Annotated in this window: 23 protein-coding genes and 9 tRNA genes; 26 read left to right on the top strand and 6 right to left on the bottom strand. The window is 65.0% G+C overall.

The features are described 5' to 3' along the window. Positions 1–63 precede the first annotated feature (63 nt). The 6 genes from cysS (at position 64) to AB3K92_RS33680 (ending at position 6676) form a co-directional block, all read left to right on the top strand. A complete protein-coding gene (gene cysS, locus AB3K92_RS33705; protein ID WP_021162658.1) occupies positions 64–1461 on the top strand; it encodes a cysteine--tRNA ligase in 1398 nt (465 codons plus the stop codon). Positions 1462–1504: 43 nt separating this feature from the next. Further along, on the top strand, positions 1505–2332 hold the full coding sequence (locus AB3K92_RS33700; RefSeq protein ID WP_059493276.1) for a DNA-3-methyladenine glycosylase: 828 nt from the start codon (positions 1505–1507) through the stop codon (positions 2330–2332). A gap of 103 nt (positions 2333–2435) precedes the next feature. After that, a complete protein-coding gene (locus AB3K92_RS33695) occupies positions 2436–3407 on the top strand; it encodes an acetyl-CoA carboxylase carboxyltransferase subunit alpha (protein ID WP_006478433.1) in 972 nt (323 codons plus the stop codon). Positions 3408–3453: 46 nt separating this feature from the next. Next, a complete protein-coding gene (gene tilS, locus AB3K92_RS33690) occupies positions 3454–4875 on the top strand; it encodes a tRNA lysidine(34) synthetase TilS (RefSeq protein WP_369466629.1) in 1422 nt (473 codons plus the stop codon). Between the two features lie 343 nt (positions 4876–5218). Next, positions 5219–6472, top strand: a complete 1254-nt coding sequence (locus AB3K92_RS33685; RefSeq protein ID WP_027787050.1) for an aspartate kinase — start codon at positions 5219–5221, stop codon at positions 6470–6472. Positions 6473–6582: 110 nt separating this feature from the next. Further along, a tRNA-Ser gene (locus AB3K92_RS33680) sits at positions 6583–6676 on the top strand. Positions 6677–7318: 642 nt separating this feature from the next. Here AB3K92_RS33680 and AB3K92_RS33675 read toward each other — a convergent pair. After that, positions 7319–7489 (bottom strand): hypothetical protein, encoded by a 171-nt coding sequence (locus AB3K92_RS33675; protein ID WP_196491255.1) that lies wholly within the window; start codon positions 7487–7489, stop codon positions 7319–7321. A 134-nt stretch (positions 7490–7623) separates the two neighbouring features. Between AB3K92_RS33675 and AB3K92_RS33670 the strand changes: the two genes are divergently transcribed. The 6 genes from AB3K92_RS33670 to AB3K92_RS33645 all read left to right on the top strand — a co-directional run bounded on the left by AB3K92_RS33670 (position 7624) and on the right by AB3K92_RS33645 (position 13957). After that, positions 7624–9153, top strand: coding sequence for a NuoM family protein (locus tag AB3K92_RS33670; protein ID WP_021162478.1), 1530 nt, complete (start codon positions 7624–7626; stop codon positions 9151–9153). A 270-nt stretch (positions 9154–9423) separates the two neighbouring features. Further along, positions 9424–10311, top strand: coding sequence for a ubiquinol oxidase subunit II (gene cyoA, locus AB3K92_RS33665; RefSeq protein WP_042977071.1), 888 nt, complete (start codon positions 9424–9426; stop codon positions 10309–10311). Positions 10312–10314: 3 nt separating this feature from the next. After that, positions 10315–12321 carry a cytochrome o ubiquinol oxidase subunit I gene (gene cyoB, locus AB3K92_RS33660; RefSeq protein ID WP_369466628.1) on the top strand — a complete coding sequence of 669 codons (2007 nt, stop codon included), beginning with the start codon at positions 10315–10317 and terminating at the stop codon, positions 12319–12321. Beyond that, entirely contained in the window at positions 12321–12929 is a 609-nt protein-coding gene (gene cyoC, locus AB3K92_RS33655) for a cytochrome o ubiquinol oxidase subunit III (protein WP_021162482.1), read from the top strand. Before cyoB ends, cyoC begins: the two co-directional genes overlap by 1 nt. Further along, complete coding sequence (cyoD, locus tag AB3K92_RS33650) at positions 12930–13262, top strand: cytochrome o ubiquinol oxidase subunit IV (protein ID WP_011352504.1); 333 nt, start codon at positions 12930–12932, stop codon at positions 13260–13262. It abuts the gene before it with no gap. A gap of 329 nt (positions 13263–13591) precedes the next feature. Continuing rightward, a complete protein-coding gene (locus AB3K92_RS33645; RefSeq protein ID WP_021162483.1) occupies positions 13592–13957 on the top strand; it encodes a hypothetical protein in 366 nt (121 codons plus the stop codon). 315 nt (positions 13958–14272) lie between these two features. Here AB3K92_RS33645 and AB3K92_RS33640 read toward each other — a convergent pair whose 3' ends face one another. The 3 genes from AB3K92_RS33640 to AB3K92_RS33630 form a co-directional block, all read right to left on the bottom strand. Then, complete coding sequence (locus AB3K92_RS33640) at positions 14273–14473, bottom strand: hypothetical protein (protein ID WP_187330030.1); 201 nt, start codon at positions 14471–14473, stop codon at positions 14273–14275. Positions 14474–14510: 37 nt separating this feature from the next. Next, entirely contained in the window at positions 14511–15077 is a 567-nt protein-coding gene (locus AB3K92_RS33635) for a hypothetical protein (RefSeq protein ID WP_369466627.1), read from the bottom strand. Positions 15078–15079: 2 nt separating this feature from the next. Continuing rightward, positions 15080–15206 (bottom strand) — tRNA-Arg (locus AB3K92_RS33630). A gap of 75 nt (positions 15207–15281) precedes the next feature. On the opposite strand from AB3K92_RS33630, the gene AB3K92_RS33625 reads away from it, so the two are divergent. From AB3K92_RS33625 to AB3K92_RS33605, 5 genes are all read left to right on the top strand, one after another. Next, positions 15282–15965 carry an ABC transporter substrate-binding protein gene (locus AB3K92_RS33625; protein WP_148712287.1) on the top strand — a complete coding sequence of 228 codons (684 nt, stop codon included), beginning with the start codon at positions 15282–15284 and terminating at the stop codon, positions 15963–15965. A 50-nt stretch (positions 15966–16015) separates the two neighbouring features. Beyond that, positions 16016–17059 (top strand): microcin C ABC transporter permease YejB, encoded by a 1044-nt coding sequence (locus tag AB3K92_RS33620; RefSeq protein ID WP_059489115.1) that lies wholly within the window; start codon positions 16016–16018, stop codon positions 17057–17059. 48 nt (positions 17060–17107) lie between these two features. After that, complete coding sequence (locus tag AB3K92_RS33615; protein ID WP_369466626.1) at positions 17108–18205, top strand: ABC transporter permease; 1098 nt, start codon at positions 17108–17110, stop codon at positions 18203–18205. Next, positions 18202–19824, top strand: coding sequence for an ABC transporter ATP-binding protein (locus tag AB3K92_RS33610; protein WP_021162485.1), 1623 nt, complete (start codon positions 18202–18204; stop codon positions 19822–19824). The genes AB3K92_RS33615 and AB3K92_RS33610 overlap by 4 nt, the downstream gene beginning before the upstream one ends. A 128-nt stretch (positions 19825–19952) precedes the next feature. Further along, on the top strand, positions 19953–20627 hold the full coding sequence (locus AB3K92_RS33605) for a C40 family peptidase (RefSeq protein ID WP_011352498.1): 675 nt from the start codon (positions 19953–19955) through the stop codon (positions 20625–20627). 146 nt (positions 20628–20773) lie between these two features. On the opposite strand, the gene AB3K92_RS33600 is transcribed toward AB3K92_RS33605, so the two are convergent. After that, positions 20774–21700, bottom strand: coding sequence for a patatin-like phospholipase family protein (locus AB3K92_RS33600; RefSeq protein WP_021162487.1), 927 nt, complete (start codon positions 21698–21700; stop codon positions 20774–20776). Between the two features lie 280 nt (positions 21701–21980). Between AB3K92_RS33600 and gltX the strand changes: the two genes are divergently transcribed. The 9 genes from gltX (at position 21981) to AB3K92_RS33555 (ending at position 25375) form a co-directional block, all read left to right on the top strand. Beyond that, the gene (gene gltX, locus AB3K92_RS33595; protein ID WP_042977076.1) at positions 21981–23390 is read left to right on the top strand and encodes a glutamate--tRNA ligase; all 1410 of its coding nucleotides are present in this window, start codon (positions 21981–21983) and stop codon (positions 23388–23390) included. 128 nt (positions 23391–23518) lie between these two features. After that, positions 23519–23594 (top strand) — tRNA-Ala (locus AB3K92_RS33590). Positions 23595–23735: 141 nt separating this feature from the next. Continuing rightward, positions 23736–23811, top strand: a tRNA-Glu gene (locus tag AB3K92_RS33585). 79 nt (positions 23812–23890) lie between these two features. After that, positions 23891–23967, top strand: a tRNA-Asp gene (locus tag AB3K92_RS33580). A 63-nt stretch (positions 23968–24030) separates the two neighbouring features. Beyond that, positions 24031–24106: transfer RNA gene (locus AB3K92_RS33575), tRNA-Glu, on the top strand. 80 nt (positions 24107–24186) lie between these two features. Beyond that, positions 24187–24263: transfer RNA gene (locus AB3K92_RS33570), tRNA-Asp, on the top strand. Positions 24264–24329: 66 nt separating this feature from the next. Further along, positions 24330–24405 (top strand) — tRNA-Glu (locus AB3K92_RS33565). 73 nt (positions 24406–24478) lie between these two features. After that, positions 24479–24555: transfer RNA gene (locus tag AB3K92_RS33560), tRNA-Asp, on the top strand. A 355-nt stretch (positions 24556–24910) separates the two neighbouring features. Then, complete coding sequence (locus AB3K92_RS33555; RefSeq protein WP_021159069.1) at positions 24911–25375, top strand: GNAT family N-acetyltransferase; 465 nt, start codon at positions 24911–24913, stop codon at positions 25373–25375. A 26-nt stretch (positions 25376–25401) separates the two neighbouring features. Here AB3K92_RS33555 and AB3K92_RS33550 read toward each other — a convergent pair whose 3' ends face one another. After that, positions 25402–26277: a helix-turn-helix transcriptional regulator gene (locus AB3K92_RS33550; protein ID WP_369466625.1), complete on the bottom strand. Its 876-nt coding sequence runs from the start codon at positions 26275–26277 to the stop codon at positions 25402–25404. Between the last annotated feature and the right edge of the window lie 140 nt (positions 26278–26417).

Here is a 26417-nt window from a genome sequence, read left to right as displayed (position 1 = left end):
GTCCGTTTCACACGCTGGGCGAGCTTCGCCAGGGCGGTTTCCTTCGGCTCACGGTTCATCTCTATGGAATCACTGCGCATCTACAACACGCTCGCGCGTGACAAGCAAGTTTTCGTGCCGCGCCAGCCCGGCGAGGTGCGGATGTACGTATGCGGAATCACCGTATACGACTATTGTCACGTGGGCCACGCGCGCATGCTGGTCGTGTTCGACCTCGTCCAGCGCTGGTTGCGTGCGATCGGTTACCGGGTCACGTATGTGCGCAACATCACCGACATCGACGACAAGATCATCCGCCGCGCGGTCGAGAACGGCGAGACGATCAAGTCGCTGACCGACCGGTTCATCGGCGCGATGCACGACGACGAAAGCGCGCTCGGCATCCAGCGGCCCGACATCGAGCCGCGTGCGACGGCGTTCATTCCGCAGATGCTCGGCATGATCGAGACGCTCGAGACGAACGGTTACGCGTATCAGGCGACCGACGGCGACGTCAACTACTCGGTGCGCAAGTTCGCGAACTACGGAAAGCTGTCGGGCAAGTCGCTCGACGATCTCCGCGCGGGCGAGCGCGTCGCCGCGAACGACGCGAAGGAAGATCCGCTCGACTTCGTGCTGTGGAAGCGGGCGAAGCCGGAAGATCCGGAAGGCGCGTCGTGGGCGTCGAAGTACGGGATGGGCCGCCCGGGCTGGCACATCGAGTGCTCGGCGATGGGTTGCACGCTGCTCGGCGAACATTTCGACATCCATGGCGGCGGGCAGGACCTGCAATTCCCGCACCACGAGAACGAGATCGCGCAGAGCGAAGGCGCGACCGGCCAGACGTTCGTCAATTACTGGATGCACAACGGCTTCGTGCAGGTCGACAACGAGAAGATGTCGAAATCGCTCGGCAACTTCTTCACGATCCGCGAAGTGCTCGAGCGCTACGACGCGGAAGTCATGCGCTTCTTCATCGTGCGCACGCACTACCGTTCGCCTCTCAATTACAGCGACGTGCATCTCGACGATGCGCGCGCGTCGCTCACGCGCCTCTACACCGCGCTGAAGGACGTCGATGCCGACACGCTCGCGCTCGACTGGAACGAGCCGCACGCGCAGCGTTTCGCGGCCGCGATGAACGACGACTTCAACACGCCGGTCGCGGTGGCGACGTTGTTCGAGCTGGCGGGCGAGGTGAATCGCACGCGCGACGCATCGCTCGCGCGGCAACTGAAACAGCTGGCGGGGCTGCTCGGCCTGCTGGGCCGCGAACCGCGCGCGTTCCTGCAGCAGGCGTCGGGTGCCGCGCAGGCGGGCGGGCTCGCCGCCGACGAGATCGAAGCGAAGATCGCCGCGCGCGTCGCGGCGAAGCAAGCGAAGGACTATGCCGAAGCGGACCGGATCCGGGCGGAACTGCTCGAGACCGGTATCGCACTTGAAGACAAACCGGGCGGATCGACCGAATGGCGTCGCGTATGAGCGCGGTGCGTTCCACTGACCGATCCGTCAGGTAGGAGGCAAGATGGCAACGGCCAGAAAAGCGCCGGTCAGGCGCGCGACCCCGGTCGCCGCGCGTCCGGCAGCCAAGCGCGTGCCGCCGGTGAAGACGGACGCAACGCGCGCCGTGCCGAACGGCGCGCTCAACGGTCATGCGCAGCCTGCGGCCGCGCAGCCGGCCGCCGACGCGGCCCGCAAGGCCCGTGCGTCCGAAGCGGACGGCGAGGAGGTCGTCGTGCGTCCTGCTTACTGGGACAAGGCATGCGCCGACCTCGTCAAGCGCGACCGGATCCTGAAGAAACTGATTCCGAAGTTCGGTCCCGCGCATCTCGTGAAGCGCGGCGACCCGTTCGTCACGCTTGCGCGCTCGGTCGTCGGCCAGCAGATTTCGGTGCCGTCGGCGCAGTCGCTGTGGGCGCGCATCGGGGACGCCTGTCCGAAACTCGCGCCGCAACCGGTGATCCGGCTCGGCGCGGACAAGCTGATCGCGTGCGGGCTGTCGAAGCGCAAGACGGAATACATCCTCGATCTCGCGCAGCATTTCGTGTCGGGCGCGCTGCACGTCGACAAATGGACGTCGATGGACGACGAGGACGTGATCGCGGAACTCACGCAGATCCGCGGCATCAGCCGCTGGACGGCCGAGATGTTCCTGATCTTCAACCTGTCGCGGCCGGATGTCCTGCCGCTCGACGACCCGGGCCTGATCCGTGCGATCAGCGTCAATTACTTCAGCGGGGAACCCGTCACGCGCAGCGAGGCGCGTGAAGTCGCGGCCAACTGGGAACCGTGGCGCACCGTCGCGACCTGGTACATGTGGCGCAGCCTCGATGCGCCCGACGCCGACGCCTGAGCGGCGGCTATCGGGTTTTAAACATCAATAGTTGAGAGCCGGTTTTGAGCGTCGCCCGCGCGGGTAGAATACGCGCTGCCGCAAGACCCAAGGATTCGAACACATGAAGACCACGTTTCTGGATTTCGAACAGCCGATCGCCGAACTCGAGGCCAAGATCGAAGAGCTGCGATTCGTGCAGGACGACTCGGCTGTCGACATTTCGGAAGAAATCGAGCGGCTGTCGAAGAAAAGCCAGCAACTGACGAAAGACCTCTACGCGAACCTGTCGCCGTGGCAGGTTTCGCAGATCGCGCGGCATCCGCAGCGCCCGTACACGCTCGATTACGTTGCGGAACTGTTTACCGATTTTCACGAGCTGCACGGCGACCGCGCATTCGCGGACGACCTGTCGATCGTCGGCGGTCTCGCGCGCTTCGGCGGCCATCCGTGCATGGTGATCGGTCACCAGAAGGGCCGCGACACGAAGGAGCGCGCCGCGCGCAACTTCGGGATGCCGCGTCCGGAAGGCTATCGCAAGGCCGAGCGCCTGATGCGTCTCGCCGAGAAGTTCGGGCTGCCGATCTTCACGTTCGTCGACACGCCGGGCGCGTACCCGGGCATCGGCGCGGAAGAGCGCGGCCAGTCGGAGGCGATCGGCCGCAACCTGTACGTGATGGCCGAGCTGAAGACGCCGATCATCACGACCGTGATCGGCGAGGGCGGTTCGGGCGGCGCGCTCGCGATCGCCGTGGCCGACACCGTGATGATGCTGCAGTTCTCGACCTACTCGGTGATCTCGCCGGAAGGCTGCGCGTCGATCCTGTGGAAGAGTGCAGCGAAGGCGCCGGAAGCCGCGGAAGCGCTCGGCCTGACCGCGCACCGCCTGAAGGCGCTCGGCCTGATCGACAAGATCATCAACGAGCCGCTCGGCGGCGCACATCGCGATCCGAAGGGCATGGCTGCGCTGCTGCGCCGCGCGCTCGCCGATTCGCTGCGCCAGTTCCAGGGCATGAGCATCGATGCGCTGCGCGAGCGCCGCTTCGAGCGCCTGATGGCCTACGGCAAGTTCAAGGAAACCACGCCGGGCGCATGACCGCCCGCGTGTTCAATACGCGCGCCGCTGCGCGCGCGTTCTTCTCGTGATCCCACCGACCGAATTCTCCGCCGACCGCGTCGTCCTCGACGCGGTCGGCGTTGCGCTTTCCGGCATGCCGCCCGATGCGCGCATCGCGATCGCGTACAGCGGCGGCCTCGACTCGACGGTGTTGCTCGATGCGGCCGTGCGCGTCGCGGGCGCGTCGCGTTGCGTCGCGCTGCACGTGCATCACGGGCTGAGTGCGAACGCCGACGCCTGGGTTGCGCATGCCGAGGCGAGCGCGGCCGGGCTCGGCGTCGCGTTCGAATCGATGTGCGTCGACGTGCCGCGCGACAGCGGCCTCGGTGTCGAGGCGACGGCGCGCGAGCGGCGCTATGCGGCGCTCGACGCGATGTGCGAACGCCACGGCGCGGCCGCGCTGTGGCTCGCGCAGCATGCGGACGACCAGGCCGAGACCGTGTTGCTGCAGTTGTTGCGCGGCGCGGGGATCGCGGGGCTTGCCGCGATGGCGCCGCGTTACCGCCCCGACGGCGTGAGCGTCGAGCGCGTGCGCCCGCTGCTGCGATTGCTGCGCGCGCAACTCGAGCGTTATGCGGCGCAGCGCGCGCTCGAATGGATCGACGACGAATCGAACAACGACACGCGTTACGCGCGCAATGCGCTGCGCATCGACGTGCTGCCGGCGCTGGCCGTGCATTTTCCGGGCTTTCGCGACGCGCTGGGCCGCGCGGCCCAGCATGCGGCGGCCGCCCAGCGGTTGCTCGACGATCTGGCTGAACTCGACTTCGCCGTTGCCGCGCGCGATGACGGGCAGGCGCTGTCACGCGATGCACTGGTTGCGTTCGACGATACGCGTGGCGCGAACCTGCTGCGCTTCTGGATGCGCCGGCTCGGTTTGCCGGGCGCGTCGGCCGCGCGGCTCGCCAACATGATGCGGCAGTTGCGTGCCGCACACGATGCCCATGCATTGCGCGTCGATCACGCGGGGCAATGCTTGCGGCTTTATCGCGATGTCGTCTACTGGGAAGCGGGCGACAGCAGCGAGCCGGCCGACGACGGCACCGGCACGCCCCATCCGGACGCATCGCTCGCGTGGGACGGGCAGGAGGTCTGGCACCTGCCGGGGTGGCGCGGCACGTTCGTGTTCGCGCCGGCCGACGCGGCAAGCCCCGATGCGGTGCCGGAGGCGCTGCTGCGCGGCGCGCGGCTCGTGGCGCGCGCCCGAGCGGGCGGCGAGCGGATGCGCACGTCGCCGGGCGGGCCGGGCCGCACGCTGAAGAACCTGTTCCAGGAGCGCGGCGTGCCGGCCTGGCAGCGCGACGTGCCGCTCTTGTTCGTGGGCGAGCGGCTGATCTACGTGCCGCGGCTCGGCATCAATCGCGATGTCGGCGCGTCCGGCAGCGAGGCGGCCGGCGACGGCGCCTGGCGCCGGATCGAATGGCGTCCCGACCTGCTGATCGCGTAACGGCGGGCAGGCTTCCGGCGGCGCGATGGCGCGCGCATTTTCACCATTTGGTAAACAGCGCCGGAACGGCTCCGGACGCGGCGAGCGGCTTGTCAAGCGGGCCTCTATCGGGTACGCTCGGACGTTTGCTCGGCTCGATTTTTGAGCGATTTGTGCAGGTTTTCCGCGTGACGTACCCGGTTTGCGCGGCCTGATCGGCCTTCCGGGCAAAATCCGTCACGCTTGCGTGTTGCGTCCCAGCCGTCCCCCTCGTCGTCCGTCCACAGCCACAAGCCGCGTGACCGAACGGCTACGCGGCCTGCCCAGCGCGCCCGTGCGGTTTCTCCTCCAGTTCAGAACGACAATGGCACTCATCGTACACAAATACGGCGGCACTTCGATGGGCTCGGTCGAGCGCATCAAGAACGTCGCGAAACGCGTCGCAAAATGGCATCAGGCCGGGCACCAGATGGTGGTCGTGCCTTCGGCGATGTCCGGCGAAACCAACCGTCTGCTCGGTCTTGCGAAAGAGATTTCGAGCCAGCCGAGCCCGCGCGAGCTCGACATGATCGCGTCGACCGGCGAGCAGGTCAGCGTCGGCCTGCTGTCGATCGCGCTGCAGGAAATCGGCGTCGAGGCCGTCAGCTACGCGGGTTGGCAAGTGCCGATCAAGACGGACAGCGCGTTCACGAAAGCGCGCATTCACTCGATCGATGACGAGCGCGTGAAGGCCGACCTGAATGCAGGCAAGGTCGTGATCATCACGGGCTTCCAGGGCGTCGATCCGGACGGCCACATCACGACGCTGGGCCGTGGCGGCTCGGATACGTCGGCGGTGGCGGTCGCGGCTGCGCTGGGTGCCGAAGAGTGCCTGATTTACACGGACGTCGACGGCGTCTACACGACCGACCCGCGCGTCGTCGAAGAGGCGCGACGCCTCGATCGCGTGACGTTCGAGGAAATGCTGGAAATGGCCAGCCTCGGCTCGAAGGTCCTGCAGATCCGCTCGGTCGAATTCGCCGGCAAATACCAGGTGAAGACGCGTGTGCTGTCGAGCCTGACCGATCCGCTGATTGCGCTCGACGAAGAAATGCGCTCGGGCACCCTGATTACTTTTGAAGAAGACGAGACCATGGAAAAGGCAGTCATTTCCGGCATCGCGTTCCAGCGCGACGAAGCACGCATTGCGGTGATGGGCGTGCCCGACAAGCCGGGCATCGCGTATCAGATCCTCGGCCCGGTCGCGGATGCGAACGTCGACGTCGACATGATCATCCAGAACCAGAGCGTCCAGGGCAAGACCGACTTCACGTTCACGGTCGGCCGCGGCGACTACCAGAAGGCGATGGACATCCTCACCAACCAGGTGAAGGGCCATGTGAACGCCGAGCAGGTGCAGGGCGATCCGAAGGTGTCGAAGGTGTCGGTGGTCGGCGTCGGCATGCGTTCGCACGTGGGCGTCGCAAGCAAGATGTTCCGGACGCTGTCGGAAGAGGGCATCAACATCCAGATGATCTCGACGTCCGAAATCAAGATTTCGGTGCTGATCGACGAGAAATACATGGAGCTGGCCGTCCGCGCGTTGCACAAGGCATTCGAACTCGACCAGGCATCGTGAATTTTTCGTGATGCATTGAAGAAAATGCATCACGGAAATTGACGAGCGGTTCGAAACCCTATATTATTTCGTTCTCGTCGCACTGCCTCCCTGGTGCGAGCGAAAGTTTGGGAGACGTGGCCGAGAGGTCGAAGGCACTCCCCTGCTAAGGGAGCATCTGGGCCAAAACCTGGATCGAGGGTTCGAATCCCTCCGTCTCCGCCAAAAGCGGTGACAAAGCCCCGCAAGTTCTCGGACTTGCGGGGCTTTTTCTTTTCCAGTCCGTCGGGCGCCCGACGCGCGATGCGGCTGGATCTCGTCCGCCGGCCGATGTGGGCGTGGTGCTCAATGTCCAATGAGTGCTCGGGTCGAGCGGTGATCGTGCGCGATAGGGCGCGTATCGTCCGGCGCGACTCGAGGTGATGCTCTTGGCGAGCCTGCGTTCCGTTCCGGCTGTCTTCTCTCATCGATTCATCGTTTTGTCGGCGACCGCGCGCGTTCCGCACGGCGGCACGCGACTACCGGCACGCGATGGCCGACGGCATACGCGTGTATTGCGAGTGCCCGCAGATCCTCCGCGGAGGAGTCCACGCGATCGTCGCGCCTCTCGTCGCGATGAAGCAGGGCGGCATTGCTGCCCGTGATCGATCCGTTCTCCGTAGCGCGTGACCCGCCCGCGTTGCGGGATGTCGTGCATGGCCGCGAGAGTGTGGAGAGGGGGCGGCGCGACCATTCACTCGATCCGAGTCGAGCAAGACGATATGAAATAAAAATGAAAGGCGTCTTGTAAGAAATCGGAGCTGCATTCTCCCCGTCTTGTCTGGCGCCAATCAGCTCGTTCCGACCCTCCGAAATGGCAGGCGGATGTCAAAAATGCGGCGCTGCGTCGATTTCTGCAATCTTCCTGATCAAGCAATACGAAAAATTACTCATAAAAATCATAAAGATAAAGTGGGTTGTGGAAATCAATGCTCTGCTGCGCTGCAGAAAATAATCAATCGCCTTATGCTGGTTAACCCGATCGCGTTTGAGCGGCATCAAGCTTTCCCGTGATGCCGCTTTACATTTTGCCAACATTGGCGATTCACGAAATCTTTCTGTCGATTTGATTTCGTTCCTTTCGTCTCGCCTGTCCCCGATGCAGTGCGCGACTTCATCAAGGCCCTGTTGACATGCATGATTTTCCCTTCCTGAGCCTGGCCATCTGGGCTCCGATCCTGTTCGGCGCGTGCCTGCTGCGTGCCGGTTCCGACCATCATCCACGTCGAACGAGGCTGATCGCGCTCGTCGGCGCGCTGGTGGGGCTTGCGGCCGTCGTTCCGCTGGTCGCCGGTTTCGATGCGCACTCGGCCGCGATGCAGTTCGTCGAGAGCCGCAACTGGCTGGCGGCATTCAATTCCGGATGGCGGGTCGGCATCGACGGCGCGTCGCTGTGGCTCGTCGTGCTGACCGCGTTCACGACGCTCGTGGTGGTCGTGGCGTCGTGGGAGTCGGTCACGGTGCGCGTCGCGCAGTACTACGCATCGTTCCTGATCCTGTCGGGGCTGATGGTCGGCGTGTTCGTCGCACAGGACGGCCTGCTGTTCTTCATCTTCTTCGAGGCGACGCTGATCCCGCTTTACCTGCTGATCGGCACATGGGGGCGCGAGCGCCGCGTGTACGCGGCCGTGAAGTTCTTCTTCATCTCGTTCGCCGGCTCGCTGTTGCTGCTGATGGCGATGCTGTACCTGTACGCGCAGTCGCACACGTTCGACATGGCCGTGTGGCGCACGCTGCAGCTCGGCTTCGCGCCGCAGTTGCTGGTGTTCCTCGGCTTCTTCGCCGCCTTCGCGGTCAAGGTGCCGATGTGGCCGGTCCACACGTGGCTGAGCGACGTCTATACCGACGGCCCGACCGGCGCCGCGCTGATGCTCGCGATGCTCAAGCTCGGCGGCTACGGGTTCCTGCGCTTCGCGCTGCCGGTGACACCCGACGCGAGCCACTTCTTCGCGCCGGCCGTGATCGCGCTGTCGCTGTTCGCGATCGTCTATGCGAGCCTGATCGCGCTCGCCCAGACCGATCTCGGCAAGCTGCTCGCGTATTCGACGGTCGCGCACATGGGGATCGTCACGCTCGGGCTGTTCCTGTTCAACCGGATCGGCGTCGAAGGCGCGATCGTGCAGCTCGTGTCGTACGGCTTCGTCGCGGGCGCGATGCTGTTGTGCGTGAACGTGCTCGTCGACCGCACGAAGCAGCGCGAGATTGCCGCGTACGGCGGCGTCGCGGGCGTGATGCCGCGTTTCGCGACCTTCACGGTGCTGTTCGCGATGGCCAACGTCGGCTTGCCGGGCACGTCGGGCTTCGTCGGCGAGTTCATGGTCATCATGGGCGCGATCCGCTTCAACTTCTGGATCGGCGCGATCGCGGCTCTGACGCTGATCCTCAGCGCGTCGTACACGCTGTGGATGCTCAAGCGCGTCGTGTTCGGCAAGGTCGCGAGCCAGCGGATCGCGAAGCTCGCCGACCTGAACCGTCGCGAGATCGTGATGTTCGCGTCGCTCGCACTGGTCGTGCTGGCGGTCGGCATCGATCCGAAGCCGTTCACCGACGCGATCGATCCGACTGTCGGAAGGCTGATCCAAGACGCGAGCCATTCGAAGCTGCCGGCAGGGGACAGCCCTGCGCAGCCGCAGCCGTCGTACATGGCATCGACGCGCGGCTGATCGCGGCACGTCGCGCGAGCGGGGCTCATCGCACGGCGGTACAGCCGTTGCGTACACATCGATCTCGGTCCGGCGCAGGTAGCGCCGGGCCCGCTTGCGGCTGCGTGAAATTGCCCCGCGACAATGTGTCTCACAACAGATTCTGCAATGATGATTTTCCGCATTAGCTGGTTCTTCATCGCACTCGCGCGACGTATGATTCGGCCACTTTCGTGGATCGAATGCGCATCGGGCATACGCAAACGGATTCAATGACCCTCGGGCGGTGTGATGAAAAGAAGAGCTTCAAAAGGCGGGGTGGCGCTGATGTCGATCGGCGCGGCCCTGAGCCTGTCAGGATGTAATTTAGATGTACTAAATCCGAAAGGAAGCGTGGGTGCTGCCGAAAAGGCGCTGATCGCGACGTCCACCTGGGCGATGCTGGTCGTCGTCGTGCCGGTGATCCTGCTCACGCTGTGGTTCGCGTGGCGTTACCGCGCATCGAACCGCAGCGCCACCTACGCGCCGAACTGGTCGCACTCGACCGCGATCGAGGTCGTGATCTGGACGGTGCCGACGCTGATCATCCTGTTCCTCGGCGTGCTCACGTGGAAGACCACGCACGAGCTCGACCCGTACAAGCCGCTCGAGTCGTCGGTGAAGCCGATCGACGTCGAGGTCGTCGCGCTCGACTGGAAGTGGCTGTTCATCTATCCGGAACTCGGCATCGCGTCGGTGAACCAGCTCGCGATTCCGGTCGGCACGCCGGTGAACTTCCGCATCACGTCGGATTCGGTGATGAACTCGTTCTTCATCCCGCAGCTCGGCGGCCAGGTCTATGCGATGGCCGGCATGCAGACGCGCCTGCACCTGATCGCCGACGAGCCCGGCAACTACGCGGGCACGTCCGCCAACTTCAGCGGCCGCGGCTTCTCCGACATGAAGTTCCGCACGCTCGCCGAGCCGCGCGAACAGTTCGATGCATGGGTGCAGAAGGTGAAGGCCTCGCCCGACCGTCTCGACGCGACCGTGTACGGTACGGTCGCCCAGCCGAGCGAGAAGGCGCCGGTGCGCTACTTCTCGTCGGTCGATCCGCGGCTCTTCCACAACATCATCGCGAAATACAACGATGGCCACGTCCTCGACCTGAAGGACGCCGCCTGCGGCACGAAGGGGTAACGCATGTTCGGCAAACTCACACTCTCGGCGATCCCGTTCGATCAGCCCATCATCATGGGGGCAGGCGCCTTCATGGGGCTGGTCGTGCTGGGCATTCTCGCCGCGCTGACGATCACCGGCCGGTGGAAATGGCTGTGGACGGAATGGCTGACCACGGTCGACCACAAGAGACTCGGCGTGATGTACATCATCGTCGCGCTGATCATGCTGCTGCGCGGCTTCGCCGACGCGATCATGATGCGCATGCAGCTCGCGCTCTCGTACAACGGGCCCGGCTACCTGCCGCCGCACCACTATGACCAGGTCTTCACGGCACACGGCGTGATCATGATCTTCTTCATGGCGATGGTGTTCATGGTCGGCCTGATGAACCTGGTCGTGCCGCTGCAGATCGGCGCGCGCGACGTCGCATTCCCGTTCATCAACTCGCTCTCCTTCTGGATGACGGCCGTCAGTGCGATCCTGATCAACGTGTCGCTCGTGATCGGCGAATTCGCGCAGACGGGCTGGCTCGCGTATCCGCCGCTGTCGGAACTGCAGTTCAGTCCGGGGGTAGGGGTCGACTACTACCTGTGGGCGCTGCAGATATCGGGCGTCGGCACGCTGCTGACCGGCGTGAACTTCTTCGTGACGATCATCAAGATGCGCGCGCCGGGCATGACGCTGATGAAGATGCCGGTGTTCACGTGGACCGCGCTCTGCACGAACGTGCTGATCATGGCGTCGTTCCCGATCCTGACCGCGACGCTCGCGCTGCTCGGTCTCGACCGTTACCTCGGCATGCACTTCTTCACGAACGAAGCCGGCGGCAACGCGATGCTGTACCTGAACCTGATCTGGGCGTGGGGCCATCCGGAGGTGTACATCCTGATCCTGCCGGCGTTCGGGATCTTCTCGGAAGTCATCGCGACGTTCGCGAAGAAGCCGCTGTTCGGCTACAAGACGATGGTGTACGCGACCTGCGCGATCATGGTGCTGTCGTTCCTCGTGTGGCTGCACCACTTCTTCACGATGGGCTCGGGTGCGAACGTGAACGCGTTCTTCGGCATCATGACGATGATCATCGCGATCCCGACCGGCGTGAAGGTGTTCAACTGGCTGTTCACGATGTATCGCGGCCGGATCGAATTCACGACGCCCGTGCTGTGGACGATCGGCTTCATGGTCACGTTCACGATCGGCGGCATGACCGGCGTGATGATGGCGATTCCGGGTGCGGACTTCGTGCTGCACAACAGCCTGTTCCTGATCGCGCACTTCCACAACGTGATCATCGGCGGCGTGCTGTTCGGTTATCTCGCGGGCTTCAACTACTGGTTCCCGAAGGCGTTCGGCTTCAAGCTGAACGAGAAGCTGGGCAAGGCTGCGTTCTGGTTCTGGCAGGTCGGTTTCTACGTCGCGTTCGTGCCGCTCTACGTGCTCGGCTTCATGGGCATGACGCGCCGGCTCAACCACTACGACAACCCGGCCTGGCATCCGTGGCTGCTGGTCGCCGCATTCGGCGCCGTGCTGATCGCGGTCGGCATTGCGTGCCAGTTGCTGCAACTGGTGGTCAGCATCCGCAACCGCAACCTGCCGGCATACCGCGACACGACGGGCGATCCGTGGGGCGGCCGCACGCTGGAGTGGGCGACTTCGTCGCCGCCGGCCGACTACAACTTCGCGGTGATCCCGCAGGTGCGCACGCTCGACGCGTATGCCGACATGAAGGCACGCGGCGAAGGCTGGCCGAACCCGGCGTCGTTCCGCGACATCCACATGCCGTCGAATACCTGCGCGGGCCTCGTGGTGGCGATCTTCAGCTTGGTGCTCGGCTTCGCGCTGGTGTGGCACATCTGGTGGATGGCGATCGGCGGGCTCGTCGGGATTGTCGCGACGCTCGTGATCTACAGCTCGCGCGATAACGACGGTTATTACATCCCTGCGTCGACGGTGCGCAAGACCGAAGACAAGCAGCCGACGCAGCGCGTGGCCGCGCGCGTCGACGACGTGGAACTGGAGGCCAACTGATGTTGCAGAAAACCTTGAGCGCGACCCTGCTCGAGCACGACGACCATCCGCCGTCGCATTCGGTGTTCGGGTTCTGGCTGTACCTGATGACCGACTGCGTGATCTTTGCCGCGCTGTTCGCGACGTTCGCGGTGCTCGGCCAGCAGTATGCGGGCGGGCCGACCGCGAAAGACCTGTTCGACATTCCGGGCGTCGCGGTGGAAACCGCCGCGCTGCTGCTGTCGAGCATCACGTACGGTTTCGCGATGCTCGCCGCGTACAAGCAGCGGCGTGGCGCGCTGCTCGCGTGGCTCGCGGTGACGTTCGTGCTCGGCGCGGCGTTTCTCGTGATGGAACTGCGCGAGTTCTCGCACCTGATCGCGGAAGGCGCGGGCCCGCAGCGCAGCGCGTTCCTGTCGGCGTTCTTCACGCTGGTCGGCACGCACGGGCTGCACGTGACGGCCGGGCTGCTGTGGATGATCGTGCTCGCCGGGCAGATCGTGTTTCGCGGCGGCGACCTGACCGATCGCGACCTGCGACGCCTGACGTGCCTGAGCCTCTTCTGGCACTTCCTCGACATCGTGTGGATCTGCGTGTTTTCCTTTGTCTATCTCGCGAGCGTGATCTAAATGGCCCATTCGCATTCGTCTCAACTCGAAGAAGGGCACGGCAGTGTCGGCGGTTATGTCGCCGGCTTCATCCTGTCGGTGCTGCTCACGGCCGCGTCGTTCGGCCTCGTGATGGGCGGCGTGCTGTCGCCGCACGCGTCGCTGATCGCGCTTGCCGTGCTCGCGTTCGTGCAGATCGTCGTGCACCTCGTGTACTTCCTGCACATGAATGGCTCGTCGGGCCAGCGCTGGAACGTGATGGCGTTCAGCTACACGGTGCTGACCGCCGCGATCCTGATCGTCGGCACGCTGTGGGTGATGCACAACGTCAGCATGAACATGATGTCGCGCTGAGCGGCATCGCGGCGCGATGCGTCGACCGGAGAAGCGGCACGAAGGTGCCGCTTTTTTTTCGTCCGCGAGAAGGGCGCTGCGGCCCGCCAGGGCGGTATCGGGGGGCGTCGACTGTGTGATTCGGCGCGCCGCATGGCCGGTGCGAACGCCGACCGGCGAAGGCGGAAGGGCGCCTGGACGCCTCCGTCGGGCCGTCGATTGTTACAAGACGTTAGCGCAAGCTTGCCGTTGCGATGCCGCGCATCAGTTCTTACAAACTTGAAATATGCGGGGGCAACGCTTGCCGTTATAGTCGAATCACACATCAAACAACCCCCAAAGAGGAATCCATGAAGACCTTGCGTATTGCCTCGCTCTTGACCGGTATGACGGCCTTGCTCGTGTCGGGCGCAGCAATGGCGGGAGTCAATGTCGGGATCAATCTCGGCGTTCCGGCACCGGTCTACGTCGCGCCCGCACCTGTGTATGCGCCGCCGCCTCCGCCGCCGGTCGTCTATCAGCCTGCGCCGGTCTACGCGCCGGCACCCGTCTACGCACCGGCGCCGACTATCGTGATCGGCTGGCATGGCGACCGCTACTGGGACGGCCGTCGCTACTGGGGCCGCGACGAGTGGTACCGCCGTCACGGCGGCCGCCCCGGCTGGGATCGCGGTCACGGCCATTGGGACAACGGTCGCCACAACGGCTGGCGTTGATCGACAGGGCGCACGCGTGATGTGCGCGCAACGTCCGCCGATGAAGAAACCGCCTGCATGGCGGTTTTCTTTTGGCCCGACGGATTGAATGGGTAGAATCGTCCCTCGTTACTACCCTCATTCGACCGACAGGGCCTCTATGACGAAGGGTTCGCCCCGGGCCGCCGGGCGTGTCCGCCGTGCCGTACGGGTTGCCGGCCGCACGGCCGCGGTATTCGTGTTGCAGGCGGCGCTGGCCGCGACCGCCGCGCACGCGGCCTACGCCATTGCGCAGTACGGCGAGCCGAAGTATCCGCCGGGCTTCAGGCATTTCGACTACGTCAACCCCGACGCGCCGAAGGGCGGCACGCTCGTGCTCGCGAACCCCAACCGGCTGACCTCGTTCGACAAGTTCAACCCGTTTACGATGCGCGGCAATCCCGCGCCGGGCATCGACATGCTGTTCGAGAGCCTCGCGACCGGCAGCTCGGACGAGCCGGCGTCCGCGTACGGGCTGCTCGCCGACGACATCGACATCGCACCGGATCGCCGTTCGGTCACGTTCCACCTGAATTCACGCGCGCGCTTTTCCAATGGCGACCCGGTCACGGCCGACGACGTCAAGTTCTCGTTCGACACACTGAAGAGCAAGCTGGCCGCGCCACAGTTCGGCGCGTATTTCGCGGAAATCACGAAGGCCGTGGTGGTTGATCCTGCCACCGTGCGTTTCGAGTTCCGCAGCGCGAATCGTGAACTGCCGCTGATCGCAGGCGGCGTGCCGGTGTTTTCGCGCAAGTGGGGATTGCGCGCGGACGGCTCGCGCATCCCGTTCGACCAGCTCGCGTTCGAGCAACCGATCGGCAGCGGCCCGTACCTGATCGAGCGCTACGACAACGGCCGGACGATCACTTACCGGCGCAACCCGGCGTACTGGGGTGCCGACTTGCCGGTGCGGGTGGGCACCAACAACTTCGAACGGATCGTCTACAAGCTGTACGGCGATGGCGTTGCGCGGCTCGAAGCGTTCAAGGCGGGCGAATACGATGTGCTCGTCGAGTACATCGCGCGCAACTGGACACGCCGCGACGTCGGCAAGCGTTTCGACAGCGGCGAGCTCGTCAAGCGCGAATTCCGCCAGCACAACGGCGCCGGCATGCAGGGCTTCTTCATGAACCTGCGCCGGCCGCTGTTTCGCGACGTGCGCGTACGCCAGGCGCTCGACCTTGCGTTCGACTTCGAATGGCTGAACCGCCAGCTGTTCTACAGCGCCTACACGCGTCTGGACAGCTACTTCGCCGACACCGACCTGCAGGCGACCGGCACGCCCGGCCCCGGCGAGCTGAAGTTGCTGGAGCCGCTGCGCGCGCAGCTCGACCCGGCCGTGTTCGGGCCGATGGTCACTCAGCCGGACACGAATCCGCCGGGCTCGCTGCGCGCGAACCTGCTGAAGGCGCGCACGCTGCTCGCGCAGGCCGGCTGGACCTATCGCGACGGCGCGCTGCGCAATGCGAAAGGCGAGCCGTTCACGTTCGAGATCCTCGACGATTCGGGCGCTGCGATGGAAGGTGTCGTGACGGCCTATCAGCGCAATCTGGCGAAGCTCGGCATCGATGCACGCTTTCGCACGGCCGATTTCGCGCTGCTGCAAAAGCGCCTCGACGCGTTCGACTACGACATGACGACGATCCGCCTGCCGGGCGTGCAGGTGCCGGGGGCCGAGCAATACTCGCGTTACGCCAGCAAGTTCGCCGACGAGCCGGGCTCCGACAACTTCATCGGGCTGAAGTCACCGGCCGTCGACGCGCTGCTGCACGCACTCGGCACCGCGCAGTCGCGCGACGAATTGCTCGATGCGACACACGCGCTCGACCGCGTGCTGATGCATGGCTACTACGCGGTCCCGCAGTGGTACAGCACGACGCACCGGATCGCGTACAAGCGCACGCTCGGCTACCCGCAGACGCTGCCGCTGTACTATTCGGCCGAGGGCTGGGTCGTGTCGACCTGGTGGGCGAAGCCCGATCACTGAGCCGCGCCGCCCTACGTCCAACCCTGCCTACCGATCGCGAGTCGACGCCCATGTGGAGCTACATCCTCAAACGCCTGCTGCTGATGATCCCGACGCTCGTCGGCGTGCTGACGCTCACGTTCGCGGTGATCCAGTTCGTACCGGGCGGCCCCGTCGAACAGGCCGTGCAGGAATTGCGCAAGGGCGCGACGGAGCAGGGTGCGGTGCCGTTCGGGATGCGCGCGCACACCGGCGTCGACGCGCAGCAGCTCGCGCAGCTGAAGGCGCTGTACGGTTTCGACAAACCGCCGCTCGAACGCTACTGGCTGATGCTGAAGCGCTTCGCGCGCTTCGATCTCGGCGAAAGTTACTTCCGCCACCAGAGCGTGTGGTCGCTGGTCGTGCAGAAGCTGCCCGTGTCGATCAGCATCGGGCTGTGGACGTTCTTCCTCACGTACCTGATCTCGGTGCCGCTGGGCATCGCGAAGGCCGTGCGCAACGGTTCGCCGTTCGACGTCGCGACGAGCCTCGTCGTGCTCGTCGGTTATGCGATTCCGGGCTTCGTGCTCGGCGTGCTGCTGCTCGTGCTGTTCGGCGGCGGCTCGTTCTGGCAGCTTTTCCCGCTGCGCGGGCTCACGTCGGACAACTTCGCCCAGCTGTCGCTCGTCGGCAAGGTGCTCGACTACCTGTGGCACATCGCGCTGCCGATCACGGCGTCGGTCGTCGGCAGCTTCGCGGTCGTCACGATGCTCACGAAGAATGCGTTCCTCGACCAGATCCGCCGGCAATACGTGCTGACCGCGCGCGCGAAAGGGCTCTCCGAGCGCAGCGTGCTGTGGAAGCACGTGTTCCGCAACGCGATGCTGCCGCTGATCGTCGGTTTCCCGGCCGCGTTCATCGGTGCGTTCTTCACGGGCAGCCTGCTGATCGAGACGCTGTTCTCGCTCGACGGCCTCGGGCTGCTGTCGTACGAATCGGTCGTGCGGCGCGACTATCCGGTCGTGCTCGGCACGCTGTACCTGTTCACGCTGATCGGCCTTGCGACCAAGCTGATTTCCGATCTCTGCTATGTGTGGGTCGATCCGCGCATTCAATTCGACACCCTGGAGCGCTGACATGAAACCGTCCGTCTGCATGCCCGGCGTCACCGGGCGAGGTGCGCGATGAACCGGGCCGTCGTGTCGTCCCGCATCGACGCGGCGCGCGCCCGCGTGTCGCCGTCTCCCGCACGCCGCGTATGGCAGCGCTTCAGGCAGCAGCGCCTCGGCTACTGGAGCTTCGTGATCTTCGTCGTCGCGTTCGCCGCGAGCCTCGCGGCGCCGCTGTGGTCGAACGACAAGCCGCTCGTCGTGCGTTACGACGGCCAGACCTATTTCCCGATGTTCCATGCGTATCCGGAGACGACCTTCGGCGGCGATTTCCCGACGCCGGCCGACTATCTCGATCCGTATGTGCGCAAGCGGCTCGAGGCGCCCGGCAACTTCGTCGTCTACCCGCCGAACCATTATTACTACGACACGCTGAACTACTTCTCGAACGTGCCGAACCCCGCGCCGCCGTCGCGCGCGAACTGGCTCGGCACCGACGCGCAAGGGCGCGACCTGCTCGCCCGGCTCGTGTACGGGTTCCGCGTGTCGGTCGAGTTCGGGCTGATCCTGACCGTGATCGGCACGCTGCTCGGGATTGCCGCGGGCGCCGTGCAGGGCTTCTTCGGCGGGCGCATCGACATCGTCGGGCAGCGCCTGATCGAGATCTGGAGTTCGCTGCCCGAGCTGTACCTGCTGATCATCTTCGCGTCGATCTTCGAGCCGAGTTTCCTGCTGCTGATCGTGCTGCTGTCGCTGTTCGGCTGGATCGGGCTCGCCGACTACGTGCGCGCCGAATTCCTGCGCAACCGCACGCAGGACTACGTGCGCGCGGCGCACGCGATGGGGCTCACGAACTGGCAGATCATCTGGCGCCATGTGCTGCCGAACAGCCTCACGCCGGTGATCACGTTCCTGCCGTTCCGGATGAGCGGCTCGATCCTCGCGCTCACGAGCCTCGATTTCCTCGGGCTCGGCGTGCCGCCGCCGACCCCGAGCCTCGGCGAACTGCTCGCGCAGGGCAAGGGCAATCTCGACGCATGGTGGATCTCGTTGTCGACCTTCGGCGTGCTGGTCACGACGCTGCTGCTGCTGACCTTCATGGGCGATGCGCTGCGCAACGCACTCGATACGCGGATCGCCGATTCGGTGCGCGCGGCGGGAGGCCAGCGATGAGCGAGGCGGTCGTATCGACGCAGCATGAGCCGCTGCTGGCGCTCGAGCATCTGCATGTACGCTTCGGCGACACGGTCGCGGTGGACGACGTGACGCTCGAGATCGGTCGCGGCGAGCGCGTGGCGCTGGTCGGCGAATCGGGTTCCGGCAAGAGCGTGACCGCGCTGTCGATCCTGAGGCTGCTGCGCGACGCCGACGTGAGCGGGGCGATCCGCTTCGCGGGGCAGGACCTGGCTGGCAAGAGCGAGCGCGAGATGCGCGGGCTGCGCGGCTCGGACATCGCGATGATCTTCCAGGAACCGATGACGGCGCTCAACCCGCTGTATACGATCGGCGTGCAGATCGGCGAGACGATCGTGCTGCACGACGGCGTATCGGCGGTCGAGGCGCGCAAGCGTGCGATCGCTCTGCTTGCGCGCACGGGCATCGCGGAGCCGGAGAAGCGTGTCGACAGCTATCCGCACCAGTTGTCGGGCGGCCAGCGGCAGCGCGCGATGATCGCGATGGCGCTCGCCTGCCGGCCGCGCCTGCTGCTGGCCGACGAGCCGACCACCGCGCTCGACGTGACGATCCGCGCGCAGATCGTCGACCTGCTGCTGGAGCTGCAGCGCGAGGAAGCGGAAAAGCGCGGGATGGCGATCCTGCTGATCACGCACGACCTGAATCTCGTGCGGCACTTCGCGGATCGCGTCGCGGTGATGGAGCACGGCCGGCTCGTCGAGAGCGGGCCGGTCGAGCGGATCTTCGCGGAACCCGAGCATCCGTATACGCAGCGGCTGCTGAACAGCCGGCCGCAACGCGCGGTCGCGCCGGTGATGCCGATCGCGCCCGTCGTGCTCGATGCCCGCCACGTGAGCGTGCAGTTCGCGCGCAAGCGGCCGGGCATCGCGGGCTGGTTCGGCTCGGTACCCGTGACGGCCGTCGCGGATGTGTCGGTGTCGGTGCGGCAGGGCGAGACGCTCGGCATCGTCGGTGAATCGGGATCCGGGAAGTCGACGCTCGCGATGGCGCTGCTCGGCCTGCAAAAGACGGCCGGCGGCACGATCGAATTCCAGGGGCGCGCGCTGTCGACCTATCGCGGCCGCGAACAGACCGCCCTGCGCTCGAACATGCAGGTGGTCTTTCAGGACCCGTTCAGTTCGCTTTCTCCGCGTCACACGATCGAGCGGATCGTCGGCGAGGGGCTCGAACTGCATCGCCCGGACATGACGCCCGATGCGCGTCGCGCGAAGTCGCTCGCGGTGCTGCGCGAAGTCGGCCTCGACCGCACGGTGCTGCACCGTTATCCGCACGAATTCTCGGGCGGGCAGCGCCAGCGGATCGCGATCGCGCGCGCGCTGGTGCTGGAACCGCGCATCCTGATCCTCGACGAGCCGACGTCCGCGCTCGACGTGTCGATCCAGCAGCAGGTGCTCAAGCTGCTCGCGAATTTGCAACAGAAATACAACCTCGGCTATGTATTCATCAGCCACGACCTGGAGGTGATCGGGGCGATGGCGCACCGCGTCGCGGTGATGCAGGGCGGGGCCGTCGTCGAGTCGGGAGAGGTGGCCGACATCTTCAGCAGACCGTCACATCCTTACACACAAAAGCTGTTGAAAGCGGTCTGGAAAGCGTGATAGGCCGCCAATGGTCTGACCATCTCGATTGTATTTATTAATTTGTTTTGACAAACGATTACGCGCTGGCTAGTATCGACCGAAATTTTCCGCCAATCAGCTGATTTTTAAGCACATTCCATCGACCAATGCAGCATCGATCCCTGACCCAGGCATGCGCGCGCACCATCGCCGGGCTGTTCATCGGCGCCCTGTTCGCAGCAGCACCCGGCGCGTTCGCCGACGAAGTCAGCAGTTTTAACCAGAATGTCACCAATTCGACGCAGAACGCGTCGAATTCCTCCCTCCAGCAGACCAGCGCGCAGCCGTCGAGCGGTGGCGCGAAGTCGTTCCTCGCCGGCATGGCCGGCAAGGCGGGCGACGTGGTCGTCGGCGCGCTGAACATGATCGGCGTGCGCTATCGCTGGGGCGGCAACTCGCCGGATTCGGGCCTCGACTGCAGCGGCTTCGTGCGCTACGTGTTCCAGGACACCCTCGGGATGTCGCTGCCGCGTCGAGCGGAAGAGATGAGCCGCGTCGGCGAGAAGGTGAGCATGAGCAACCTCAAGCCGGGCGATCTCGTGTTCTTCAACACGATGCGCCGCACGTTCTCGCACGTCGGCATCTACATCGGCGACAACAAGTTCGTGCACTCGCCGTCGACGGGCAGCACCATCCGCGTCGACGATCTCGATAGCGGCTACTGGGAAAAGCGTTTTACCGGCGCGCGCCGGCTTGAGTCGGAGTTCCCGATGAAGCCGGAAGATCTGCGTCAGCGCGTGCGCGCGACGATTGGCGACGATTCGGCGAACGGCAACAACTGACGTTCGACGGCCGGTCCGGCCGGATCGAAAAAACCCTGTCACCGAAAGGCGGCAGGGTTTTTTGTTTTGGGGCGGTGCAAACGGTGAATGACGGTCGCGCCGTCGTTTGCGGGCCGGCGGCGCGCGCCGGCCTGCGCGTCGCGTGCTTACGCGGCGGCCACGCCGCGCGCTGCCGCGAGCTTGCGCTGCAGTTCCGGCATGATGCGCGCGACGGCTTCCTCGCCTGCAAGAATGGCCGCGTTGCGCTGGTTGAAGTCGCTGCCGCCCATGGCCGCGAGGTTCGGGCGGATCACGACGTCGGCGTACTTTTCGAGCTCGTAGGTCTTGATCGTCTGGCCCATGATCGTGAAGGTCTGCAGCAGCATCTCGATCGGGTTGTTGGTTGCCGCGCCGTCCGGCCGGGCCGAGATGTCGACCGCGATCACGAAGCTCGCGCCCATCTTGCGCGCGTACGACGCCGGCACGGGGCTCACGAGGCCGCCGTCGACATATTCGCGGTTGCCGATCTTCACCGGTTCGAACACCGACGGCACGCTGCACGACGCACGCACCGCGAGCCCCGTGTTGCCCTGCTGGAACAGGATCGGCTGACCGCTCTGCAGATCGGTCGCGACAATACCGAGCGGCTTCGCCATCTTCTCGATCGGCCGGTTGTTGAGCGTCTTGTTCAGGAAGTTCTGCAGCGCCACGCCCTGCAGCAGCCCGCGCGAACGGAACGGCAGCGCCCAGTCGCTGATCGCCGCCTGATCCATGTCGAGCGCGATCTTGTTGATCTGCAGTGCGCTCATGCCCGACGCATACAGTGCGCCGACCACCGAGCCCGCGCTCGTGCCCGCGACGATTTCGACCGGGATGCCGCGCGCCTCGAGCGCCTTCAGCACGCCGATGTGCGAGAAGCCGCGCGCGGCGCCGCCGCCGAGCGCGATGCCGATCTTCACCGGCTTCTCGCGCGGCTGCGTGGCGCCGGAAGTATTGTCCGAACGGGATTTGTCGCCGAACGACGTGCAGGCGGCGAGGCTGGCGGACGCGGCGGCGATCGTGAAGTGGCGGCGCGACAGGCGAGGGGACGACATCGAATGGTTCTCCGGCGGCTTGGCGGCGGGTCACACGGCCCGCGGCGGCGATAGGTTCCGAGCGGCCGCGCGGCAGGTTCCGTGCGGCCGGCGCCGCGCCGGCTGGCGGCCGCGGCGCGCACATCATAAAGCAAGCGGCGCGCTTGGCGCGATGTCCGGCGCGAGTATAATTCCGGCTTCTTTCCCGTTCCGGGCGCGGCCGGCCCCGTTGCTGTCCGGGCTGCCGCCGTCGATCCCGCGTCGAATCATTCATGCGCCCCAGGCGTTCGAGTTACCGTTTATGACCCGTCCTGTCCGTACCCGCTTCGCGCCGAGTCCCACCGGCTTCATCCACCTCGGCAACATCCGCTCCGCGCTCTATCCGTGGGCGTTCGCCCGCAAGATGAAGGGCACGTTCGTGCTGCGCATCGAGGACACCGACGTCGAGCGCTCGTCGCAGGAAGCGGTCGACGCGATCCTCGAAGGGATGCAATGGCTCGGCCTGGATTTCGACGAAGGCCCGATCTACCAGATGCAGCGGATGGACCGCTATCGCGAGGTGCTCGCGCAGATGCTGGAGAAGGGGCTTGCCTACCCGTGCTACATGTCGGCCGAGGAGCTCGACGCGCTGCGCGAACGCCAGCGCGAGGCCGGCCTGAAGCCGCGCTACGACGGCACGTGGCGTCCGGAGCCCGGCAAGGTGCTGCCGGAGCCGCCGGCCGGCGTGAAGCCGGTGCTGCGTTTCCGCAATCCGCTGACGGGCACGGTCGTGTGGGATGACGCGGTGAAGGGGCGCGTCGAGATTTCGAACGAGGAGCTCGACGACCTCGTAATCGCGCGCCCGGACGGCACGCCGATCTACAACTTCTGCGTGGTGGTGGACGACATGGACATGGGCATCACGCACGTGATCCGTGGCGACGACCACGTGAACAACACGCCGCGCCAGATCAACATCCTGAATGCGCTCGGCGGCGAGGCGCCGGTCTACGCGCACCTGCCGACCGTGCTGAACGAGCAGGGCGAGAAGATGAGCAAGCGGCATGGCGCGATGAGCGTGATGGCGTATCGCGACGCGGGTTTCCTGCCCGAAGCGGTCGTCAACTATCTCGCGCGCCTCGGCTGGTCGCACGGCGATGCCGAGATCTTCTCGCGTGAGCAGTTCGTCGAATGGTTCGATCTCGAGCATCTCGGCAAGTCGCCCGCGCAATACGACCACAGCAAGCTGAGCTGGCTGAACGCGCATTACATCAAGGAAGCCGACAACGCGCGCCTCGCCGAGCTGGCCAAACCGTTCCTCGCCGCACTCGGCGTCGACGATGCGGCGATCGCCACGGGCCCGGCGCTCGATGCCGTGGTCGGGCTGATGAAGGATCGCGCGACGACGGTCAAGGAGATCGCGGAAGGCGCTGCGATGTTCTACCGCGTGCCGGCACCGGAGGCCGATGCGCTTGCGCAGCACGTGACCGATGCGGTGCGTCCGGCGCTGGCCGATCTCGTCGCTGCGCTGAAGGCAGCCGACTGGACGAAGGAGGCCGTATCCGCCGCGCTGAAGGCGACGCTCGGCACGCACAAGCTGAAGATGCCGCAACTCGCGATGCCGGTGCGCCTGCTGGTGGCGGGGACGACGCACACGCCGTCGATCGACGCGGTGCTCGTCCTGTTCGGTCGCGATGTCGTGGTGTCGCGCATCGAGGCCGCGCTGGCCTGAGCTTCGGGGGCGAGCGAAGCCGCCCGTGCGTGACATCGCGGCGGCTTCGCAAAAAATTTCGCTCCAATCGCAAAAAGGGTATTTACAAGTTCAAAGTAGCTCCATATAATCTCATTTCTGTTCTGCAAGGGGGTATAGCTCAGCTGGGAGAGCGCTTGCATGGCATGCAAGAGGTCAGCGGTTCGATCCCGCTTACCTCCACCATCAGAACAAGCTGGATTGATTTGCGAAGCAAGTAGGGTAGTAATAAATGCTTCACAAAATGATTCAAAGCAGTTAGAATTTCGGCCTTCGCTGTTGATTGAAAAGTGAATAGCGAAAGTCAGACAGATCTGAAAAGATTTTGTCCCCTTCGTCTAGAGGCCTAGGACATCACCCTTTCACGGTGAGTACAGGGGTTCGAATCCCCTAGGGGACGCCAGGATTCAGCGGCGTTTCGTAGAAGTGTCGCAAGGCTCGCAGGAACGTAACCGACGTCCTGCGGGTTGGGTAAGAAAGCTGGAGCGGTAGTTCAGTCGGTTAGAATACCGGCCTGTCACGCCGGGGGTCGCGGGTTCGAGTCCCGTCCGCTCCGCCAGAACGAAGCCCGTTCAAGACGTTTTTGAGCGGGCTTTTGTATTAAAGATGTAAGCAGTACGTTGTCCCCTTCGTCTAGAGGCCTAGGACATCACCCTTTCACGGTGAGTACAGGGGTTCGAATCCCCTAGGGGACGCCAGGATTCAGCGGCGTTTCGTAGAAGTGCCGCATCGCTTGCAGGAGCGTGACAAGATCCTGCAGGCGAGGGTAAGAAAAGCTGGAGCGGTAGTTCAGTTGGTTAGAATACCGGCCTGTCACGCCGGGGGTCGCGGGTTCGAGCCCCGTCCGCTCCGCCAGAACGAAGCCCGTTCAAAGAACGTTTTTTGAACGGGCTTTTGCATTAAGGATGTAAGCAGTACGTTGTCCCCTTCGTCTAGAGGCCTAGGACATCACCCTTTCACGGTGAGTACAGGGGTTCGAATCCCCTAGGGGACGCCAGATTTCGGCGTCGTTCGAACAAACGATGCGCCGGCAGGAAGCAACCGACGCCTGCCAGGCAAGCAGCAAGACTGGAGCGGTAGTTCAGTCGGTTAGAATACCGGCCTGTCACGCCGGGGGTCGCGGGTTCGAGTCCCGTCCGCTCCGCCAAAAAAATGAAGAAGCCCGCCTCGTGCGGGCTTTTTTATTTGTATCGTCGATTGCGCCCGCTGGCGGGCGCGTGACCGCGGAGCGGAGGAAGCCGCCTGCGCGGCTTCCGGCGGGACGCGAAGGGATGCGCGTGCACGCGCATCCGCGGCCTGCAGGATGTAGGCGAGTCCCGTCCGCTCCGCCAAAAAATGAAGAAGCCCGCCTTGTGCGGGCTTTTTCATTTTGCGTTTCCAGTTGCGTCTGCGGGCGGCACGTAACCACCGGTCATCACGCGTCGAGCCGCTACGAGAAATCCGCGATTGCATCCGCACGCGACTGCGCTATCGTGGCGGGATGCGTTCTTGACCCCTGCGCGATGCTCGATCCGACCGACCTGCGACTCCTGTATCAGCTCCGGCCCGCGGAGGCCGGCGATTTTCCGTTTGCCGAAGCGCTGACGCACGGCAACATGGGCGGCTATTACAAGCGCCATGGGCTCGTCTGGCGCAGCGACCTGTTCTACGCGAGCTGGCGCGAATCCGAGAACTTCATCCTCGAGGCCGACGGCGAACGCATCGGCGTGCTGCGCGTGACCGAGGAGGGCGATTCGCTGCACATCCGCGACGTACAGATCGCGGCCGGTCATCGCGGGCAGGGCGCCGGCACCTACATGCTCGACATGTCGCACCGCTGGGCGCGTGCGCGCGGGCTGCACGAACTGCAATTGCGCGTGTTCGTCGACAATCCTGCCGCGCGTCTTTATTTGCGCATGGGCTATCGGGTTGCCGGGTCGCGGCTCGCGCAACTTGGCTCGATCCGCCACATGGTGCGGCCGGTCTGACGCGCTGATGGCCCCGAACGACGCGTTCAGCGGACAGCGCCGATGTCGTCGTCGTCCGGGGTTTCGTCGTCCGCGAGGCTGCCTTCCGGGCCGCGGTGTTCGTAGCCGCGCAGCATGAATGCGCGCGGGCTTTCGCCGAATGCGCGCCGGAACATCGCCGAAAAGGCGCTCTGGCTCTGGTAGCCGAGCTCGCGCGCGATATGCGACAGCGGGCGCCCCTGGTTCAGCAGCGGAATGGCCCGTGCCAGCAGTGCCTGCTGACGCCACTGCGAAAAACTCACGCCCAGTTCCTGCTTGAAGAGCCGCGAAATCGTGCGCGTGCTCGCGCCGACCTCGCTTGCCCAGTGCTCGAGCGATTCCGCATGCGCCGGATGCGCGAGTACCGACTCGCACAGCATGCGCAGCCGTTTTTCGTCGGGCATCGGTACCGCGAGCGGCAGCGGTTCGGCGCGACTCAGCTCGTCGAGCACGAGCCCGCACAACAGGCGCTCGCGCGCGGTGCTCAGATCGCGCGCGTCGAGCGCGACGATCAGTTCGCGCAGGAGCCCCGTCACTTCGACGACACGGCACGCGTCAAGCTCTTCCGGCACGATCGACTCGTCGATGTACAGCGTGCGCAAGAACGCCTCTTCGACGATCACGACCTCGTGCGTCACGTGCGGCGGTACCCAGATCGCACGGGACGGCGGCACCATCCATGTCGTGCCGGTCGTCGCGACGCGCAGCACGCCGCGCGATGCGTACGCGAGCTGTGCCCATGCATGCGTATGCAGCGGGATGCGGCGTCCGGCGTCGAGCTGCCGTGCGCGCACGCGCATTGGATGGACGGCGGTCGGCGCGAATTCGGGCGGAATGTCGATGACGTACAGGTTCGGTACGTCGGCTTGGGCGGGCGGATTCATGAACGATTCGGGCAACGCTGCGGCGATGCCGTTATTGTAGAAGGCGCCGCGAAAGCGCATGTGACGGTTTGTCGGGCGATCATGCCGCGCTCAAATGAATGTTGTGTGTGGCCCGGCGATTTCAGGGCCGCCCGCGACGA

The organism is Burkholderia sp. Bmkn7 (assembly GCF_041103175.1).
Lineage (GTDB): Bacteria > Pseudomonadota > Gammaproteobacteria > Burkholderiales > Burkholderiaceae > Burkholderia > Burkholderia cepacia.
Note: the sequence above shows the minus strand (reverse complement) of the source record. Positions and strands in the feature narration are given on the sequence as shown.

Bases quoted from the DNA above. Each gene is read 5' to 3' on its own strand.
- AB3K92_RS33675 (WP_196491255.1), bottom strand. From the start codon at position 7,489: ATGCCGCTCAAACGCGATCGGGTTAACCAGCATAAGGCGATTGATTAT.
- gltX (WP_042977076.1), top strand. From the start codon at position 21,981: ATGACCCGTCCTGTCCGTACCCGCTTCGCGCCGAGTCCCACCGGCTTC.
- AB3K92_RS33600 (WP_021162487.1), bottom strand. From the start codon at position 21,700: ATGTCGTCCCCTCGCCTGTCGCGCCGCCACTTCACGATCGCCGCCGCG.
- AB3K92_RS33555 (WP_021159069.1), top strand. From the start codon at position 24,911: ATGCTCGATCCGACCGACCTGCGACTCCTGTATCAGCTCCGGCCCGCG.
- AB3K92_RS33610 (WP_021162485.1), top strand. From the start codon at position 18,202: ATGAGCGAGGCGGTCGTATCGACGCAGCATGAGCCGCTGCTGGCGCTC.
- cyoC (WP_021162482.1), top strand. From the start codon at position 12,321: ATGTTGCAGAAAACCTTGAGCGCGACCCTGCTCGAGCACGACGACCAT.
- AB3K92_RS33685 (WP_027787050.1), top strand. From the start codon at position 5,219: ATGGCACTCATCGTACACAAATACGGCGGCACTTCGATGGGCTCGGTC.
- AB3K92_RS33670 (WP_021162478.1), top strand. From the start codon at position 7,624: ATGCATGATTTTCCCTTCCTGAGCCTGGCCATCTGGGCTCCGATCCTG.
- AB3K92_RS33615 (WP_369466626.1), top strand. From the start codon at position 17,108: ATGAACCGGGCCGTCGTGTCGTCCCGCATCGACGCGGCGCGCGCCCGC.
- cyoD (WP_011352504.1), top strand. From the start codon at position 12,930: ATGGCCCATTCGCATTCGTCTCAACTCGAAGAAGGGCACGGCAGTGTC.
- AB3K92_RS33695 (WP_006478433.1), top strand. From the start codon at position 2,436: ATGAAGACCACGTTTCTGGATTTCGAACAGCCGATCGCCGAACTCGAG.
- cyoA (WP_042977071.1), top strand. From the start codon at position 9,424: ATGAAAAGAAGAGCTTCAAAAGGCGGGGTGGCGCTGATGTCGATCGGC.
- AB3K92_RS33700 (WP_059493276.1), top strand. From the start codon at position 1,505: ATGGCAACGGCCAGAAAAGCGCCGGTCAGGCGCGCGACCCCGGTCGCC.
- AB3K92_RS33550 (WP_369466625.1), bottom strand. From the start codon at position 26,277: ATGAATCCGCCCGCCCAAGCCGACGTACCGAACCTGTACGTCATCGAC.
- AB3K92_RS33605 (WP_011352498.1), top strand. From the start codon at position 19,953: ATGCAGCATCGATCCCTGACCCAGGCATGCGCGCGCACCATCGCCGGG.
- cyoB (WP_369466628.1), top strand. From the start codon at position 10,315: ATGTTCGGCAAACTCACACTCTCGGCGATCCCGTTCGATCAGCCCATC.
- AB3K92_RS33620 (WP_059489115.1), top strand. From the start codon at position 16,016: ATGTGGAGCTACATCCTCAAACGCCTGCTGCTGATGATCCCGACGCTC.
- AB3K92_RS33640 (WP_187330030.1), bottom strand. From the start codon at position 14,473: ATGTCGATGTCGTCGGCGAGCAGCCCGTACGCGGACGCCGGCTCGTCC.
- AB3K92_RS33645 (WP_021162483.1), top strand. From the start codon at position 13,592: ATGAAGACCTTGCGTATTGCCTCGCTCTTGACCGGTATGACGGCCTTG.
- cysS (WP_021162658.1), top strand. From the start codon at position 64: ATGGAATCACTGCGCATCTACAACACGCTCGCGCGTGACAAGCAAGTT.